Source organism: Thermosynechococcus sp. FA-CM-4201 (genome assembly GCF_054689355.1).
In genome coordinates, this window is the sequence record NZ_CP079920.1 from 2,360,001 (window position 1) to 2,373,761 (window position 13,761).

Sequence of the window (13,761 nt, forward strand, 5' to 3'; positions counted from 1 at the left end):
GGCGGAGCGGGTGATGCGTCATGAGCGGTGGCGATCGCGCTTGCTGACGGTCTATCTGCTGACGGCGTTGCTGGTGAGTGTGGAGGGGGTACGGCAGTGGATTTTTGGGGCGGAGCCGTTGGCGACGTGGACGGATCCAGAGTCGGCCTTGGCAAATGTGACACGGGTGTATAGCTTTTTGGGAAATCCCAATCTGTTGGCGGGTTATTTGTTGCCTAGTGTGCCGTTGAGTGCGGCGGCGATCGCGGTGTGGCGAGGCTGGCTGCCAAAGCTGTTGGCGGTGGTGATGCTGGGGATGAATACAGCAAGCCTGATATTGACGTTTAGCCGTGGTGGTTGGCTGGGGCTGGTTGCGGCAACGATCGCTGGGGTGGGGTTGCTGGGGGTTTGGTTTTGGCCAAGGTTACCGCTGCAATGGCGGCGTTGGGGGGTGCTGACTGTGGGGGGGCTGGCGATCGCCCTCTGTATTGGTGCGATTGTGAGTGTGCCGCCGCTGCGGGAGCGAGCAGCGAGTATTTTTGTTGCCCGAGGGGACAGTAGCAATAATTTCCGCATTAATGTTTGGACGGCAGTACAGCAGATGATTTGGGCACGGCCTTGGCTCGGCATTGGACCGGGGAATGTGGCCTTTAACCAGATTTACCCGCTGTATCAGGTGAATGTACGCTTTACGGCCTTGAGTGCCTATTCCATCTTTCTGGAAATCCTTGTGGAAGTGGGGGTGATTGGCTTTAGTGTCTTTCTCTGGTTATTGGCGGTGCTTGCCGATCGCGCGTGGCATTGTTTGCAGGAGTTACGGGCAATGGCGACCCCTCAAGGGTTCTGGTTGATGGGAGCTGTGGCAACGATGGTGGGAATGCTGACCCATGGACTGGTGGATACGATTTGGTTTCGTCCGGAGGTGGCTACGCTCTGGTGGCTGATGGTGGCGATCGTGGCTAGTTTTGCGCCGGCAAGGGATTCTCAAGCGTAAGGTCAGCCTCGCGATCGCCCGCTTGATCTTGCCAACCACAGTGGGAGCAATGGCACTGATCGATTTTGATTTGGGAGTGATGGATGGGTTGCCGGCAGACGGGACACCGCCCGGTGAAGTAGGGGTGGTGCATCAGCATCCGAATCTGCTCAACAGGGGAAAGGTGACCAATCACTTGCTCAAGACTGTTGGCAGGACACTCTAGGGAAAACATCAGGGAATCCACAGGAACGTTTGTATTGGTTGGCAAAGTATCTTCTCTCTAGTCTGAGGGCGATCGCCCGCTAGGGGAATCGTAGAAATACGGAAATCTTCCCTCTCTAGCCTGTGGAAAACTCCAAAAAGCCTGTGGAAAATTCTGGGGAAAACCTGTGGAAAACCCCGGAAAAACTCTGAAAAACTGTGGAAATCTTTTTATTCTTTTTCCACCGAGATAATAGCCTGTGGAAAAACCCCCTACTTTTTCCACAAGTTTTCCACAGGGGGGAAGTGGCTCAAACCCGCTTGTAGAGCGGATTTCCGAAAAGTTTTCCACATTTCCACAGCCCCTACTACTACTATAAGAATATTTAAATAATTTAGTAGTAGTAGATCCTTAAGATCCTAAAGAGAATAAAATGTGACCAGAGAAAAATAAGGATGTGATGGGGGTAACTTGAGGCTAGTTTGAAGCTGGTCTGTTTAGAGCTTGAGGAAATCTTGGTCGAGAGAATTGTGATACTGGGGAACTTTAGGAAGACAAGAACAGAACGAAGGGTTGAGATGGCCAAGGGATCGGAACTTCCAAGTACTTGGGGAAAACCTTGGGGAATTTGGGGAAAACTGTGAAAAAGGATTTGAATTTTAGGTTCAAAACGCTCTAATGAGGATCTGTTTGCGCCGCGAAAAATTTTTTTTGGCCTGAGAGTGGTCTAGAAGCCCCTAGAAGGCGGGCGATCGCCCCAGTGAGTAGGTTTTATCGTTGAGGAGATTTGGCTGCCCATAGAGGCGATTTTATGAGGGGTTGTCTAGAAAACCTTGGGATAGCCGTTTGCCGATAGGATAATCCAAGCAACTATCGTCCTCAAACTTGCCATGACACGCATTGTTACTCTCCTAGGAGCAACCCCGGAACAACAAACCGCACTAGGTCTGGCCATTGCCCAGTGGTTTGCCGGGCGACAGCAGCGAACCTTATTAGCGGTGCCGAGTCCAGCCACTTCCCTGCAATTTCTCATTGGGAGTCCAGATCAGGCGATTGGTTGGCAACCCAAATTGCTATCAGAGGGATTGGCGATCGCCGAGCTGTTGGCTACTGAAAGTCTCAACGCGGCATGGCAAGAACTCAGCCGTTTGGTAGAACCCTATTTGCCTCAAGAATTAGTGGGTAAGGTTTATGCGGGGGAATTGGTGATTTTACCGGGGATGGATACTTTGCTCACCCTAAATGCCCTGCGCGTCCACTACAGCAGCGGTGAGTACGATGTGATTGTCTATGTGGGTGGAAATAGTCAAGATACACTGCGGCTGATTGGGTTGCCCCAAGGGTTGGCATGGTACTATCGCCGCTTTCAACGTTTGCTGGATCAACTGGATCTCAATGCGATCGCCAATGCCATTGGGGGGCCGATCGCCAGTGCGATTATGGCAGCCAACATTGATACCCAAAAAGTGCGGGAGCGTTTCGGCGAGGCGAAGGAGTGGATCGATCGCGGTGTGCAGATTGCCGCAAACTCGCAACGGCTATCGGTGTTTCTGCTAACGGATGGCACAGCAATCTCAACTGCTCAAACGCAATGGCTATGGGGCAGTGCTCAACAGGTGAATGTCCCCATTTCTGAGGTCTTTTGTATGGGGGAACCCACGCCAGAGGTCAGCCGCACGTTTGCACCGCTACGCATTTCAGCTCTCCCCACTGATTGGAGCCACTGGCAAAGCCTTGTTTCCCATCTTCCAGACCTGAACCAGTTGGCGGCAGCACCGGCTCCCCATGAATTTGATGAGACGCAACAACAGGTGCGCATTTTCTTGCCGGGGTTTCGCAAAGAGCAGGTAAAACTCAGCGAGTTTAGTGGGGAACTGACGGTGGAGGCTGGTGATCAGCGGCGCCACATTGAACTGCCCCCAAGTCTCAAGGGCAAACCGGTTCGCGGCGGTAAATTTGAAGCCCCCTACCTGATTGTTAGTTTCTAAGGCTCAAGGCGCAGACGCACAGAGTCGCGGTGGGAAATCAGGCCTTCCGTTTCAGCGAGGGTCATGACCGCTCCCCCCTGTTTGCGCAAAGCGGCAGGGGTGTATTGGATGATGCTGGAGTGTTTGAGGAAGGTTTCTACGCCCAAGGCAGAAGCATAACGGGCAGCACCAGAGGTGGGCAGGGTGTGATTGGGACCTGCGAGATAGTCACCAACCGCTTCAGGGGTGGAATAGCCGAGAAAAATCGCACCGGCATGGCGCACCTGCTCGACAAGGCTCCAAGGGTCTTCGACTTCCAGTTCTAGATGCTCTGGGGCAAAGCAATTGGACAGCTCGACTGCTTGTTCGAGGGTTTCAACAATGCCAATCAGGCCGTAGTGGGCGATCGCCTTCTCAGTAAGGACACGGCGTGGATGCTCAGCCAACTGTTCATTAACAGCCGTGACAACTGCTTCTGCAAGGGGAAGACTCGGTGTAAGCAAAATGGCTGCCGCAAGAGGATCATGTTCCGCTTGAGCTAGGAGATCAGCCGCAATGTGCACAGGATTGGCCGCTGCATCGGCAATGATTAAGACCTCTGACGGCCCTGCTAGAGAGTCAATACCAACGCGGCCATAGACCTGCTTTTTGGCCAGCATGACATACAGGTTTCCCGGCCCGGTAATCACATCCACTCGCGGAATCGTTTCTGTGCCATAGGCAAGGGCGGCAATGGCTTGGGCGCCACCAACGCGATAAATCTCTTGAATCCCCGCTTCTTGGGCAGCAACGAGAACCGCAGGGTTAATGCCTTTGCCCTGACCGGGAGGGGTGACCATGACAATCCGCTGCACACCGGCCACCTGAGCGGGAATCGCATTCATTAAAACCGTACTCGGATAGGCAGCCCGTCCCCCCGGCACATACAGTCCGGCAGCATCAACGGCAGTGTAGCGTTTGCCGAGGACAATGCCATCTGCGCCAAATTGCACCCAACTTTTGGGGACTCGCTGGCGGTGGAAGGCTTCAATTTGTTGCTTGGCGAGGCGAATGGCATCAAGGAGTTCTTTGGACACCTGTTGGTAAGCGGCATCCAGTTCATCGCCTTTCACCCGTAATGTTTCGGGGGTGAGGTCAATGTGATCAAACTGGGCAGTGTACTCAATCAGGGCGCGATCGCCTTCCTTGGCCACACGGCGCAAAATTGCCTCAACGGTAGCCTGTTGTTCGCTCATCTCCCCGCTATCGGTGCGATCGCAAATGCGGCGTAGTTCAGCGCGTAGGTCTGTTAACTGGGTGATGATCCGCAACATGGTCGTTCACGTAGGCGAGGCAGAGAGTCGGGGAAAGGTTAAAAAACCTTAATCAACCCTATCAATAGCTTACAGCGATTTTCCAATTACAGGGGCGGGCTAAGGCTGGCCAACGACGAGTGCTTGGGGCAAGATCGCGATTCACGAGACTGAGCCTTCGGAGTTTGCATCAGGTGGCCAAGGCAGCCAGTTCTGATCGAGGGCTTGTTCAAGGGTAAATTCGGGGACTTCGGGAATCAAATGAGGATTCACCCCACTGGCGCTGAGAAAGAGTTTTCTCCCATTGCGATATTGTTTGCTGAAAATCTCCTGCACAAAGGATGTCAAGCTAGGGCTAGCTTCGAGTATTTCCTGAATGTGCAATCTAAAATTCATCACTTCTCGTTGCCAACCCCGCAGGCAGTATTCCCGTTCCGTGTCCCAGTATTGAATTTTGAGGAGGTGCTCACAGAGTCGCATTAAATAGCTCGCGATCGCCTGTTTCTCGCTTCGACCCAAGCTCTCAATCTCCTCAATTAAATTTTCCACATCTAAGTTGGCGAAGTCCCCTGCCTTGAGTTGGGCAACGGTTTCCTTAAGCCAAAGATAATAGTCTGCGGTGTAGAGGGATGCAGGCTTAGTTTTAATGGGAGAGGTCATACCAGAACGCTTTTCGAAGGCCAGTGGGTTCTATGAATTGAGGTTAGATTGCCAAGGCAGCCACTCCTCATCTAAAGCTTCCTCTATGGTGAAGTCGGGTACTTCCGGAATCAGCTCAGGGGATAAACCGATTGCCTTCAGTATATTTTTCCTTGCCTTTTGATAGGAGTCTAGGAAAGCTGCCTTTGCAAATGGCTGAAGACTGGGGCTATCCTGCAAAATGAGCGCAATTTCTAAACGGAAATGACTAATCTCCAATAGCCAACCCCTATAGCAGTATTGTCGCTCAGTTTCCCAGTATTTGAGCTTGAGAAGATGCTCACAAAGACGCAGTAGATAGCTGAATAGGGCACGTTTTTCGCTGCGACCCAAGCTCTCAATCTCCTCAATTAAATTTTCCACATCTAAGTTGGCGAAGTCCCCTGCCTTGAGTTGGGCAACGGTCTGATTGAGCCAAAGGTAATAGTCGGTCTCATAAAGAAGTTGAGACTTAAGATGAGCTGTCATGGGGGCTAGATAACAACGGCAACTGGTTTTCTGGTGGAGTATAGCCTAGGTGCTGCCAAGCGCGGGGAGTGGCAACGCGGCCTCGGGGGGTTCGTTGCAGATAGCCCATCTGGAGAAGGTAGGGTTCATAGACCTCTTCAATGGTTTGCACATCCTCGCCTGTAGCTGCGGCAAGGGTTTCAATGCCCACAGGTCCGCCTTGGTAGGACTCAATTATCAGACTCAGCAGCCGGCGATCGCTCCAATCCAAGCCTGCTGGATCTACATTGAACAGTTCAAGGGCAGCAGTAGCCACCTCTAGGGTAATCGTACCATCGTGCTTGACATCGGCATAATCCCGTACCCGCTTCAGGAGCCGCAGGGCAATGCGGGGAGTGCCGCGACTGCGCCGGCCAATTTCTAGGGCTGCTTCGGGGGTAATGGGGGTTTGTAAGAGGGCTGCCCCCCGCTGAACAATCTGCTGGAGTTCTTCGGCATGATAAAAGCGCAACCGCTCCACTAAACCAAAGCGATCGCGCAAAGGTGAGGTCAACGCACCGGCCCGGGTGGTTGCTCCCACAAGGGTAAAGCGATTGAGTTTCAGTCGTCGCGTGCGGGCTGTTTGCTGCTTGCCCACCGTCAGATCAAGGTAAAAATCCTCCATAGCGGGATAGAGGAGTTCCTCGGTCATGCGGGAGAGACGGTGAATCTCATCAATAAAGAGAATATCCCCCGCTTGCAGGTTCACCAAGAGACCGACAATGTCACGGGGGCGTTCCAAAGCTGGGGCACTGGTCACTTTGCAGTTCACCCCCATTTCTGCCGCCAAAATCAAGGCAATGGTGGTTTTCCCTAAGCCCGGCGGGCCATAGAGCAGCAGGTGATCAAGGGGTTCTTGGCGGGCCTTGGCTGCCTCGATCGCAATGTGCAGCACATCCTTGAGTTCCTGCTGGCCAATGTAGTCCTGCAAAGAGCGGGGACGTAAGGATTCCTCCGCCGGCGAGTGCTGTTCCTCTGGGGTGGGTTGATTGGAAAGCAGGGAAGGGGGGCGCGATCGCTCCGGCGGTGAATTTTGCGACGAAATAATCGCCATCGGTGCCCCCTAGGGCAAAGCTTAAGCCCGTTTTAACCAGCTAAACATGGAACGCAGTTCTTGACCCACCTGCTCAATGGGGTGTTCTGCTTCCCGTCGCCGCATTGCAGTAAAGCCCGGTTTACCCGCCATATTTTCCAGCACAAACTCACGGGCAAATTGACCCGTTTGAATTTCGTGGAGAATTTTGCGCATTTCGGCGCGGGTTTCATCGGTAATAATCCGTGGGCCACGGGTGAGGTCGCCATATTCTGCGGTGTTGGAGATGCTGTCGCGCATTTTGGCGAGACCCCCTTCCACAATCAAATCCACAATCAGCTTCACTTCATGGAGACACTCAAAGTAGGCCAGCTCTGGCTGATAACCCGCCTGCACCAATGTTTCAAAGCCAGCCTTAATCAGGGCACTGAGGCCACCACAGAGCACCACTTGCTCACCAAAGAGATCGGTTTCTGTTTCTTCGCGGAAGGTGGTTTCCAGAATGCCGGCACGGGTGCCACCAATCCCCTTGGCGTACGCCATCGCTAAATCACGGGCTTGACCACTGGCATTTTGATAGACCGCAAATAGGCAGGGCACCCCTTCCCCTTGGGCATAGGTGCGGCGCACGAGGTGACCGGGGCCTTTGGGAGCCACCATCACCACATCCACATTGTCGGGGGGCACAATCTGGCCAAAGTGAATGTTAAAGCCGTGGGCAAAGGAGAGGACATTCCCCGCTTGCAGGTGGGGGGCAATCTCCTGTTCATAAACAACCCGCTGAACTTCATCGGGCAGAAGAATCATAATCCAGTCGGCCATTTTCGCAGCTTCCGCCACGGGGTGTACCGCTAGACCATCGGCACGGGCGCGCTCTGCAGAACGACTGCCGGCATAGAGACCCACTACAACATTGAGACCGCTATCCCGCAGGTTGAGGGCATGGGCGTGGCCTTGGGAGCCATAGCCAATAATGGCGATCGTTTTGTCCTTGAGGAGTTCTAATTGGGCATCTGCGTCGTAATACATGCGCGCCATAGTGATGATGTTCCTTTCCAATTGCATTCAGCAGGTCGTTATTATTTCTCTACCACATTGGCAGAGCCGATATAGCACCTCCTAGAGGGCTAGTTGCGGGAGTTAGCGATTACGGGAATAACGATTGTTGCCACCACCCATGGCTTCACGGGGGCGTGCCTTGTTGACCTTGAGTTGCCGTCCCATCCACTCGGCACCGTCGAGATCGGCGATCGCCGCATCTTCTTCAGCATCCGTGGACATTTCCACAAAACCAAAGCCCCGCTTACGGCCTGTTTCCCGATCCACCGGTAAATAGACTTGTTTGACGGAACCGTACTCGGCAAAAACGGCCTCTAGGTCTTCTTGGGTGGCCGTGTAGGAAAGGTTGCCGACATAAATAGACATAATCTGATCTGCTCCAAAGCAAAAATTGAACCATGTGTTGACGCTGACTTCGGAGAGACGACTGTCACGTAACCAACCTTCCCTAAAACCGAACTCAAGAATCGCTCTACTTAAAAAACTCAAGCGGCGATTACTCGCCAACCTTGTCTCCCGATTATAGCCGATTGCGATGGCCTGCGCTGCGAAAGTAGGGATGCTACCCTAAAAGAGGTAGATTTTTTGTGAATCTTAACAATGTCCGATTTACCGGCGGTTGTTGTTGGCCTTTCCGGCGGTGTTGACAGTTCCGTGGCCATTGCTAGCCTCAAAGCTCAAGGGTACCCCGTTGTCGGTCTGACGCTGTGGCTGATGAAGGGTAAGGGGCAGTGCTGCTCTGAGGGGCTAGTGGATGCGGCGCGTCTTTGTGAGGAGCTGGGAGTCCCTCACCATATTGTGGATAGTCGCGAAATTTTCGAGAAATATATTGTGAACTATCTGGTCAGTGGCTACGCCAGTGGGGTGACACCGCTGCCCTGTTCCCAATGCAACCGTTTGGTGAAGTTTGGGCCGATGCTGGCCTATAGCCGGGAGCAACTGGGGATTGACTACATTGCTACGGGGCATTATGCGCAAGTGAAATACAATCCCACGAGCGATCGCTATGAACTGTGGCGGGCGGTGGATCGTCATAAGGATCAAAGTTACTTTCTCTATGACTTGCCCCAAGAGATTCTGGCCCATGTGCTGTTTCCCCTCGGTCAGCAAACCAAGGCCGAGACCCGTGCTCTCGCGGCGCAGTATGGCCTGCACACCGCCAGTAAACCGGAAAGCCAAGATCTCTGCCTGATTGAAGCCCATGGCTCCATGCGCCAATTCTTGGATCAGTATCTGCCCAGTCAGCAGGGGGAGATTGTCGATGTCCATGGCCGCGTGCTGGGGTACCATCAGGGGATTCACCACTATACGATTGGCCAGCGTAAAGGTTTGGGAATTGCGGCACCTGAACCGCTTTATGTGGTGGCCTTGGATCGGGAACACAATCGCGTCATTGTCGGCGATCGCGCCACCGCCGGCCGTCGTGAGTGCACAGTAGCCCGGGTGAACTGGGTCTCGATCCCACCCCCCACAGAACCGATCACAGCCACGGTACAAATTCGCTATCGCACTCCCCCGGTGCCGGTGACCATCATTCCCGCCGCCAACGCTGAACAGGTACAATTGGAGTTTGCTGAACCGCAATTTGGGGTAACGCCGGGGCAAGCGGCGGTTTGGTATGCGGGCGATCGCCTGCTGGGGGGCGGCATTATCCAGCCCTTTGTGACACCGACACCACAACCCTTACAAGCAATGGCCACCCACGTTTAAGGAAAGACCGACCATGCAAAAGCGCCTTCATTATTCATCCTTGGAAATTAACCGCCGGGCGGAAGAATTAATCAAGCACTCCGCCAATCGCTATCGGATTACGGTGCAAATTGCCAACCGGGCGAAACAGCGGCGGGGGCTAGAGGCCAGTGAAGATCTCGATGATCTGCCCCTGAAGCCGGTGACCCGTGCCATTATCGAAATGTCCGATGAAATTGCTCAACCGGAGTTACTGGCAGATTAGGTGCCATGGCGAGACGACGGGGCTGGACGTTTTTGGGCTGGGTGATCTGGGGCTGCTTGCTGGCACTCCTGTGGTTGCCTCTGAGCAGTGCTTGGAGTGTGGGGCGATCGCAATCTGACCCCAACTTGCCCGATGCCACGGGTCAAATTCTCATTAACCCTCGTTTGGTGGCGGAAACCCTCTATCCCAAGTTGCCCGGTTTCCCGAAGGAGAATCACTACATTCGCCAAGAAAATCGTCAGCCCGCGCCGGAGAGTACGCTCCTAGAGCGATTCATTGTCTATCACACCACTGTCAAAGGGCGATCGCCCCTCTACCGCTTTGACTGGAAAATTTCCCTTGCCGACTATTTGGGGCTGAATGAATTCCTGCGGGGAGAAACCTATCCGGGACGTTCTTACCTGACAGTCAACCCCATGGAAGGGGATATTGCCGCTATTCGCCAACTCAATCGTCAACAACGGGATGCCTTGGTGAGCACACTGGCCACCTTCTACGCCCAGCAGGCGGGGTTACCCACCACCACACCCCAGCGTCCCCAACCCCAGACAACGCTGCCAGAACCAACACCGCGACCTACGACCGTTCTCCCCCCCGTTCCCCAACCCGGCAGTGCTGGACTTTTGGTGCCCCCCGACCCCCCCCGCCCGATGCCCACTGGGGAATCTCGTTTTCTACTGCCCTAGATGTTTGCAATTGGGTTCATGAGTCATGGCTGTTCCGATTACTGAGTTGCTCACCCCAGAGATTCTCAAACCTGCTCGCTATTTGGGTAATGAGCGAGGGGCAGTTCATAAGCCGTGGCAGGACGCAACGGTGCGCTGGGTGCTCAGCTATCCCGAAATCTATGAGGTGGGCGCCTCGAACTTGGGACACATTATTCTCTACAACATTCTCAATGCCGTCCCTGATCAACTGTGCGATCGCGCCTACCTACCCGCAGCGGATTTAGCCGCCAAATTGCGCGCGACCCAAACTCCCCTGTTTGCTGTGGAATCGCGCCGTGCCCTGCGGGAGTTTGACATCATTGGCTTTAGCCTCAGCTATGAGTTGGGTGCCACGAACATTCTGGAAATGCTCGACTTGGCCGGCTTACCCCTGACTTGGCGAGAACGCCAACAGGCACCTCTAGCAGAGATTCCCCTCATCTTTGCCGGCGGACAGACGGCGACATCAAACCCCGAACCCTACGCTGACTTCTTTGACTTTTTTGCCCTTGGGGATGGCGAGGAACTCTTGCCCGAAATTGGCCTCGTGGTGGCAGAAGGCAAACGAGCCGGCTTGAGTCGGCAGGACTTGCTATTGGATTTGGCACAGGTGCCGGGGGTCTATGTGCCGCAATTTTACGATCGCCAAGGGGATGGCGCTGTTAAACCCAATCGCCCCGATGTACCCGAGCGCATTTTGCGGCGAGTCGCCACCCCGATGCCCCACTATGCCATTGGCTTGGTGCCCTACGTAGAAACGGTTCACGATCGCCTGACGGTGGAAATTCGCCGCGGCTGTACGCGCGGCTGCCGTTTTTGCCAGCCGGGGATGCTCACTCGCCCTGCCCGCGATGTTGCCCCCGATGAGGTGATTGCTGCCATTGAAACGGGGATGCGTGCCACGGGCTACAACGAATTTTCGCTACTGTCGTTGAGTTGCTCCGACTACTTGGCTTTGCCCGCCGTGGGCGTGGAAATTAAAAACCGCCTGCAAAACGAGAACATCTCCCTCTCGCTCCCCAGCCAGCGGGTGGATCGCTTTGATGAAAACATTGCCCATATTGTGGGTGGCACGCGCCAAGGGGGACTCACCTTTGCCCCGGAAGCGGGAACGCAACGGCTACGGGACATTATCAACAAGGGGCTGACCAATGAGGAACTGCTGCGGGGGGTCAAAACGGCCTACGAACAGGGCTGGGATAAGGTCAAGCTCTACTTTATGATTGGCCTGCCGGGGGAAACCGATGCCGATGTGTTAGGCATTGCTGAAACGATTCGTTGGCTGAAGCGGGAGTGCTGGATCAAGGGACGCAAACCCCTGAGCTTTAACCTGACCATTTCTAACTTTACCCCCAAGCCCCATACGCCCTTTCAGTGGCACGCGGTCTCCACCAGTGAGTTTCTGCGCAAACAGGAGCTACTGAAGGCGGAATTCCGCACGATTAAGGGGCTAAAGGCCAACTTTACCGATGTGCGCATCTCAGCAATGGAAGACTTTGTCGGTCGGGGCGATCGCCAACTGGGGCCAGTGATTCGCCGCGCGTGGGAATTGGGGGCACGGGAAGATTCTTGGTGGGAAAGCCTCGATCGCGCCTATGCCGCTTGGACGCAGGCCATTCAAGAAGCCGGTCTGGACTGGAAATACCGCCAACTGGAAGCGGGTGAGTGGAATGTCTTTAGTGGTGGCAGCCACAACCTCGATGCTCCCCTGCCTTGGGATCACATTGATACCGGCATCAGTAAAACATGGCTGAAGGAAGACTTGCACCGTGCCCTAGAAGCGGTTGTCGTTCCCGATTGTTCCTTTGAGGGCTGCTCCCACTGTGGCGTCTGTGGCATTGACTTTGGCCATAACGTGGTCGTGCCGCCCCCACCGATTCCGCCCATTCAGGGTCAGCCCCAAGCCCCCCAAGAACGGGTGCAACGTTTGCGCCTCACCTTTGGTAAAACCGGGGAAATGACGCTCCTCAGCCATTTGGATTTGCTGCGTCTCTTTGAGCGGGCAGTACGCCGTGCCCACTTACCCATTGCCTTTACAGGGGGATTTCATCCTTCACCGCGCATCTCCACCGCCAGCGCCTTGCCCCTTGGCGTGACCAGTTATGGCGAAATTGTTGATCTGGAGTTTTATCGCGAGGTGGAGCCGTCAACGGTGCTGGAGCAATTGCGGCAACAACTACCGGCGGATGTGCCCCTTTACACCTGTGAAGTGGTGCCCCTGAGTGAACCGGCGGCGAGTCAAGCCCTGCGGGCTGCCACCTATGAACTGCTCATCCGTACCCCTGAACCCGTGGATCGCGACACTTGGCAACAGTGGTTAGAGGATTTGCGAGCCACGCCTGAAATTCTCTATGAGCTAACCACCAAGTCAGGGAAAACCCAAGTGGTGAATTTGCGCGATCGCCTGCTGGAGATCTGCCTCAAGGAGCACCAAGACCATTGGCCAATGGTGAGCCTGATCTACACAGGGGTCTGTCGCAACGATGGCACGTTCCTGCGGCCAGAGCATTGTCTTTACTTACTAGAGAAGATCAGTGGTCACGCCTTAGAACTGGGGGCGATCGCCCGTCAGAAATTGCACCTCCAAACACCATGAACCTAGCAACCCAAATTCGCGGCGGTCTGATTGTCTCCTGTCAAGCCCCGGCAGATTCCCCTTTGGCAGCGCCAGAAATCATTGCTGCTATGGCAAAGGCAGCGGTTTTGCGGGGGGCAGTGGCGGTGCGCATCAATACCCCAGCCCATATTCAGGCAGTGCGCCAAGCGGTAAAGGTGCCCATTATTGGCCTCTGGAAACAGGTGTTGCCCGAGTACCCTGTGTATATTACGCCTCGCTTTGCCGATGCGGTGGCTGTTGCGACAGCCGGGGCTGATGTCATTGCCCTCGATGCCACAGCGCGATCGCGCCCCGAACCCCTACCGGAATTGATTCAGCGAATTCACGATCAACTGGGCAAGCCCGTTATGGCTGATATTGACTCCCTTGAAAGTGCTGAAGCAGCGGTTGCTGCGGGTGCCGATTGGGTGGGCACAACCCTCTTTGGCTATACCGAAACCACGGCGCATACCCCACCCCCCAGTTGGGCGCTCCTGAGTCAGCTTGTCGAACACCTTAAGGTACCCATTCTCTGTGAAGGGGGGATTGCTAGTCCAGCAATGGCTGCAAAAGCCTTGAATTTGGGCGCTTGGGCAGTGGTCGTGGGCACCGATATTACAGGCATTGACCTCAAGGTGCAGCAGTATGTCCAGACCCTAAAGGCAACGACGATTGAAAATTCTCAACCCTAAATCCTATCCAATTCTATCGGTTTGTATATTTTCCTCTATATTCCGACCGATAAACGAGAGTTTGTGGCAAGATAGAATCCGTAGCTAAAGATACATCGTTAGCCTAGGAGCCACCATCT

14 protein-coding genes (1 of these 14 cut by a window edge) are annotated in these 13,761 nt (G+C 54.4%); 7 read left to right on the top strand and 7 right to left on the bottom strand.

The window, feature by feature from the left end:
• Positions 1-973, top strand: the 3' portion of a protein-coding gene (locus tag KV190_RS11500) for an IctB family putative bicarbonate transporter (protein WP_460193482.1). 386 nt of this gene lie to the left of the window's left edge; only the last 973 of its 1,359 coding nucleotides appear in the window; its start codon lies beyond the left edge, outside the window; it ends in the stop codon at positions 971-973.
• Here KV190_RS11500 and KV190_RS11505 read toward each other — a convergent pair.
• Positions 939-1,223: a hypothetical protein gene (locus KV190_RS11505; RefSeq protein ID WP_460193483.1), complete on the bottom strand. Its 285-nt coding sequence runs from the start codon at positions 1,221-1,223 to the stop codon at positions 939-941. The genes KV190_RS11500 and KV190_RS11505 overlap by 35 nt on opposite strands.
• An 824-nt stretch (positions 1,224-2,047) precedes the next feature.
• Between KV190_RS11505 and KV190_RS11510 the strand changes: the two genes are divergently transcribed.
• Positions 2,048-3,145 carry a Get3/ArsA fold putative tail anchor-mediating ATPase NosAFP gene (locus KV190_RS11510; protein ID WP_460193484.1) on the top strand — a complete coding sequence of 366 codons (1,098 nt, stop codon included), beginning with the start codon at positions 2,048-2,050 and terminating at the stop codon, positions 3,143-3,145.
• Here KV190_RS11510 and hisD read toward each other — a convergent pair.
• The 6 genes from hisD to KV190_RS11540 form a co-directional block, all read right to left on the bottom strand.
• On the bottom strand, positions 3,142-4,437 hold the full coding sequence (gene hisD / locus KV190_RS11515; protein WP_460193486.1) for a histidinol dehydrogenase: 1,296 nt from the start codon (positions 4,435-4,437) through the stop codon (positions 3,142-3,144). The genes KV190_RS11510 and hisD overlap by 4 nt on opposite strands.
• A gap of 141 nt (positions 4,438-4,578) precedes the next feature.
• On the bottom strand, positions 4,579-5,076 hold the full coding sequence (locus tag KV190_RS11520; protein WP_460193487.1) for a DUF29 domain-containing protein: 498 nt from the start codon (positions 5,074-5,076) through the stop codon (positions 4,579-4,581).
• Between the two features lie 30 nt (positions 5,077-5,106).
• On the bottom strand, positions 5,107-5,583 hold the full coding sequence (locus tag KV190_RS11525) for a DUF29 domain-containing protein (protein ID WP_460193488.1): 477 nt from the start codon (positions 5,581-5,583) through the stop codon (positions 5,107-5,109).
• On the bottom strand, positions 5,567-6,655 hold the full coding sequence (gene ruvB, locus KV190_RS11530) for a Holliday junction branch migration DNA helicase RuvB (protein WP_460193490.1): 1,089 nt from the start codon (positions 6,653-6,655) through the stop codon (positions 5,567-5,569). The genes KV190_RS11525 and ruvB overlap by 17 nt, the downstream gene beginning before the upstream one ends.
• Positions 6,656-6,676: 21 nt before the next feature.
• Positions 6,677-7,672, bottom strand: a complete 996-nt coding sequence (ilvC, locus tag KV190_RS11535) for a ketol-acid reductoisomerase (protein ID WP_460193491.1) — start codon at positions 7,670-7,672, stop codon at positions 6,677-6,679.
• 102 nt (positions 7,673-7,774) lie between these two features.
• Complete coding sequence (locus KV190_RS11540; RefSeq protein WP_181494467.1) at positions 7,775-8,059, bottom strand: RNA recognition motif domain-containing protein; 285 nt, start codon at positions 8,057-8,059, stop codon at positions 7,775-7,777.
• A 234-nt stretch (positions 8,060-8,293) separates the two neighbouring features.
• Here KV190_RS11540 and mnmA point away from each other — a divergent pair, with 234 nt between their 5' ends.
• From mnmA to KV190_RS11565, 5 genes are read left to right on the top strand one after another with little or no spacing between them, the layout of a single operon-like run.
• Positions 8,294-9,403, top strand: a complete 1,110-nt coding sequence (gene mnmA, locus KV190_RS11545; RefSeq protein WP_460193492.1) for a tRNA 2-thiouridine(34) synthase MnmA — start codon at positions 8,294-8,296, stop codon at positions 9,401-9,403.
• A gap of 13 nt (positions 9,404-9,416) precedes the next feature.
• On the top strand, positions 9,417-9,647 hold the full coding sequence (locus KV190_RS11550) for a DNA-directed RNA polymerase subunit omega (RefSeq protein WP_206199840.1): 231 nt from the start codon (positions 9,417-9,419) through the stop codon (positions 9,645-9,647).
• A gap of 5 nt (positions 9,648-9,652) precedes the next feature.
• Positions 9,653-10,333, top strand: coding sequence for a hypothetical protein (locus KV190_RS11555; protein WP_460193493.1), 681 nt, complete (start codon positions 9,653-9,655; stop codon positions 10,331-10,333).
• A 25-nt stretch (positions 10,334-10,358) separates the two neighbouring features.
• Entirely contained in the window at positions 10,359-12,950 is a 2,592-nt protein-coding gene (locus KV190_RS11560; RefSeq protein ID WP_460193494.1) for a TIGR03960 family B12-binding radical SAM protein, read from the top strand.
• Positions 12,947-13,642: an N-acetylmannosamine-6-phosphate 2-epimerase gene (locus KV190_RS11565; protein ID WP_460193495.1), complete on the top strand. Its 696-nt coding sequence runs from the start codon at positions 12,947-12,949 to the stop codon at positions 13,640-13,642. Before KV190_RS11560 ends, KV190_RS11565 begins: the two co-directional genes overlap by 4 nt.
• Positions 13,643-13,761: the final 119 nt, after the last annotated feature.

What these genes read in the sequence shown, in the direction of transcription:
- KV190_RS11510 (WP_460193484.1), top strand. Translation starts at nt 2,048, where the DNA reads ATGACACGCATTGTTACTCTCCTAGGAGCAACCCCGGAACAACAAACC.
- hisD (WP_460193486.1), bottom strand. Translation starts at nt 4,437, where the DNA reads ATGTTGCGGATCATCACCCAGTTAACAGACCTACGCGCTGAACTACGC.
- KV190_RS11520 (WP_460193487.1), bottom strand. Translation starts at nt 5,076, where the DNA reads ATGACCTCTCCCATTAAAACTAAGCCTGCATCCCTCTACACCGCAGAC.
- KV190_RS11525 (WP_460193488.1), bottom strand. Translation starts at nt 5,583, where the DNA reads ATGACAGCTCATCTTAAGTCTCAACTTCTTTATGAGACCGACTATTAC.
- ruvB (WP_460193490.1), bottom strand. Translation starts at nt 6,655, where the DNA reads ATGGCGATTATTTCGTCGCAAAATTCACCGCCGGAGCGATCGCGCCCC.
- ilvC (WP_460193491.1), bottom strand. Translation starts at nt 7,672, where the DNA reads ATGGCGCGCATGTATTACGACGCAGATGCCCAATTAGAACTCCTCAAG.
- KV190_RS11540 (WP_181494467.1), bottom strand. Translation starts at nt 8,059, where the DNA reads ATGTCTATTTATGTCGGCAACCTTTCCTACACGGCCACCCAAGAAGAC.
- mnmA (WP_460193492.1), top strand. Translation starts at nt 8,294, where the DNA reads ATGTCCGATTTACCGGCGGTTGTTGTTGGCCTTTCCGGCGGTGTTGAC.
- KV190_RS11550 (WP_206199840.1), top strand. Translation starts at nt 9,417, where the DNA reads ATGCAAAAGCGCCTTCATTATTCATCCTTGGAAATTAACCGCCGGGCG.
- KV190_RS11555 (WP_460193493.1), top strand. Translation starts at nt 9,653, where the DNA reads ATGGCGAGACGACGGGGCTGGACGTTTTTGGGCTGGGTGATCTGGGGC.
- KV190_RS11560 (WP_460193494.1), top strand. Translation starts at nt 10,359, where the DNA reads ATGGCTGTTCCGATTACTGAGTTGCTCACCCCAGAGATTCTCAAACCT.
- KV190_RS11565 (WP_460193495.1), top strand. Translation starts at nt 12,947, where the DNA reads ATGAACCTAGCAACCCAAATTCGCGGCGGTCTGATTGTCTCCTGTCAA.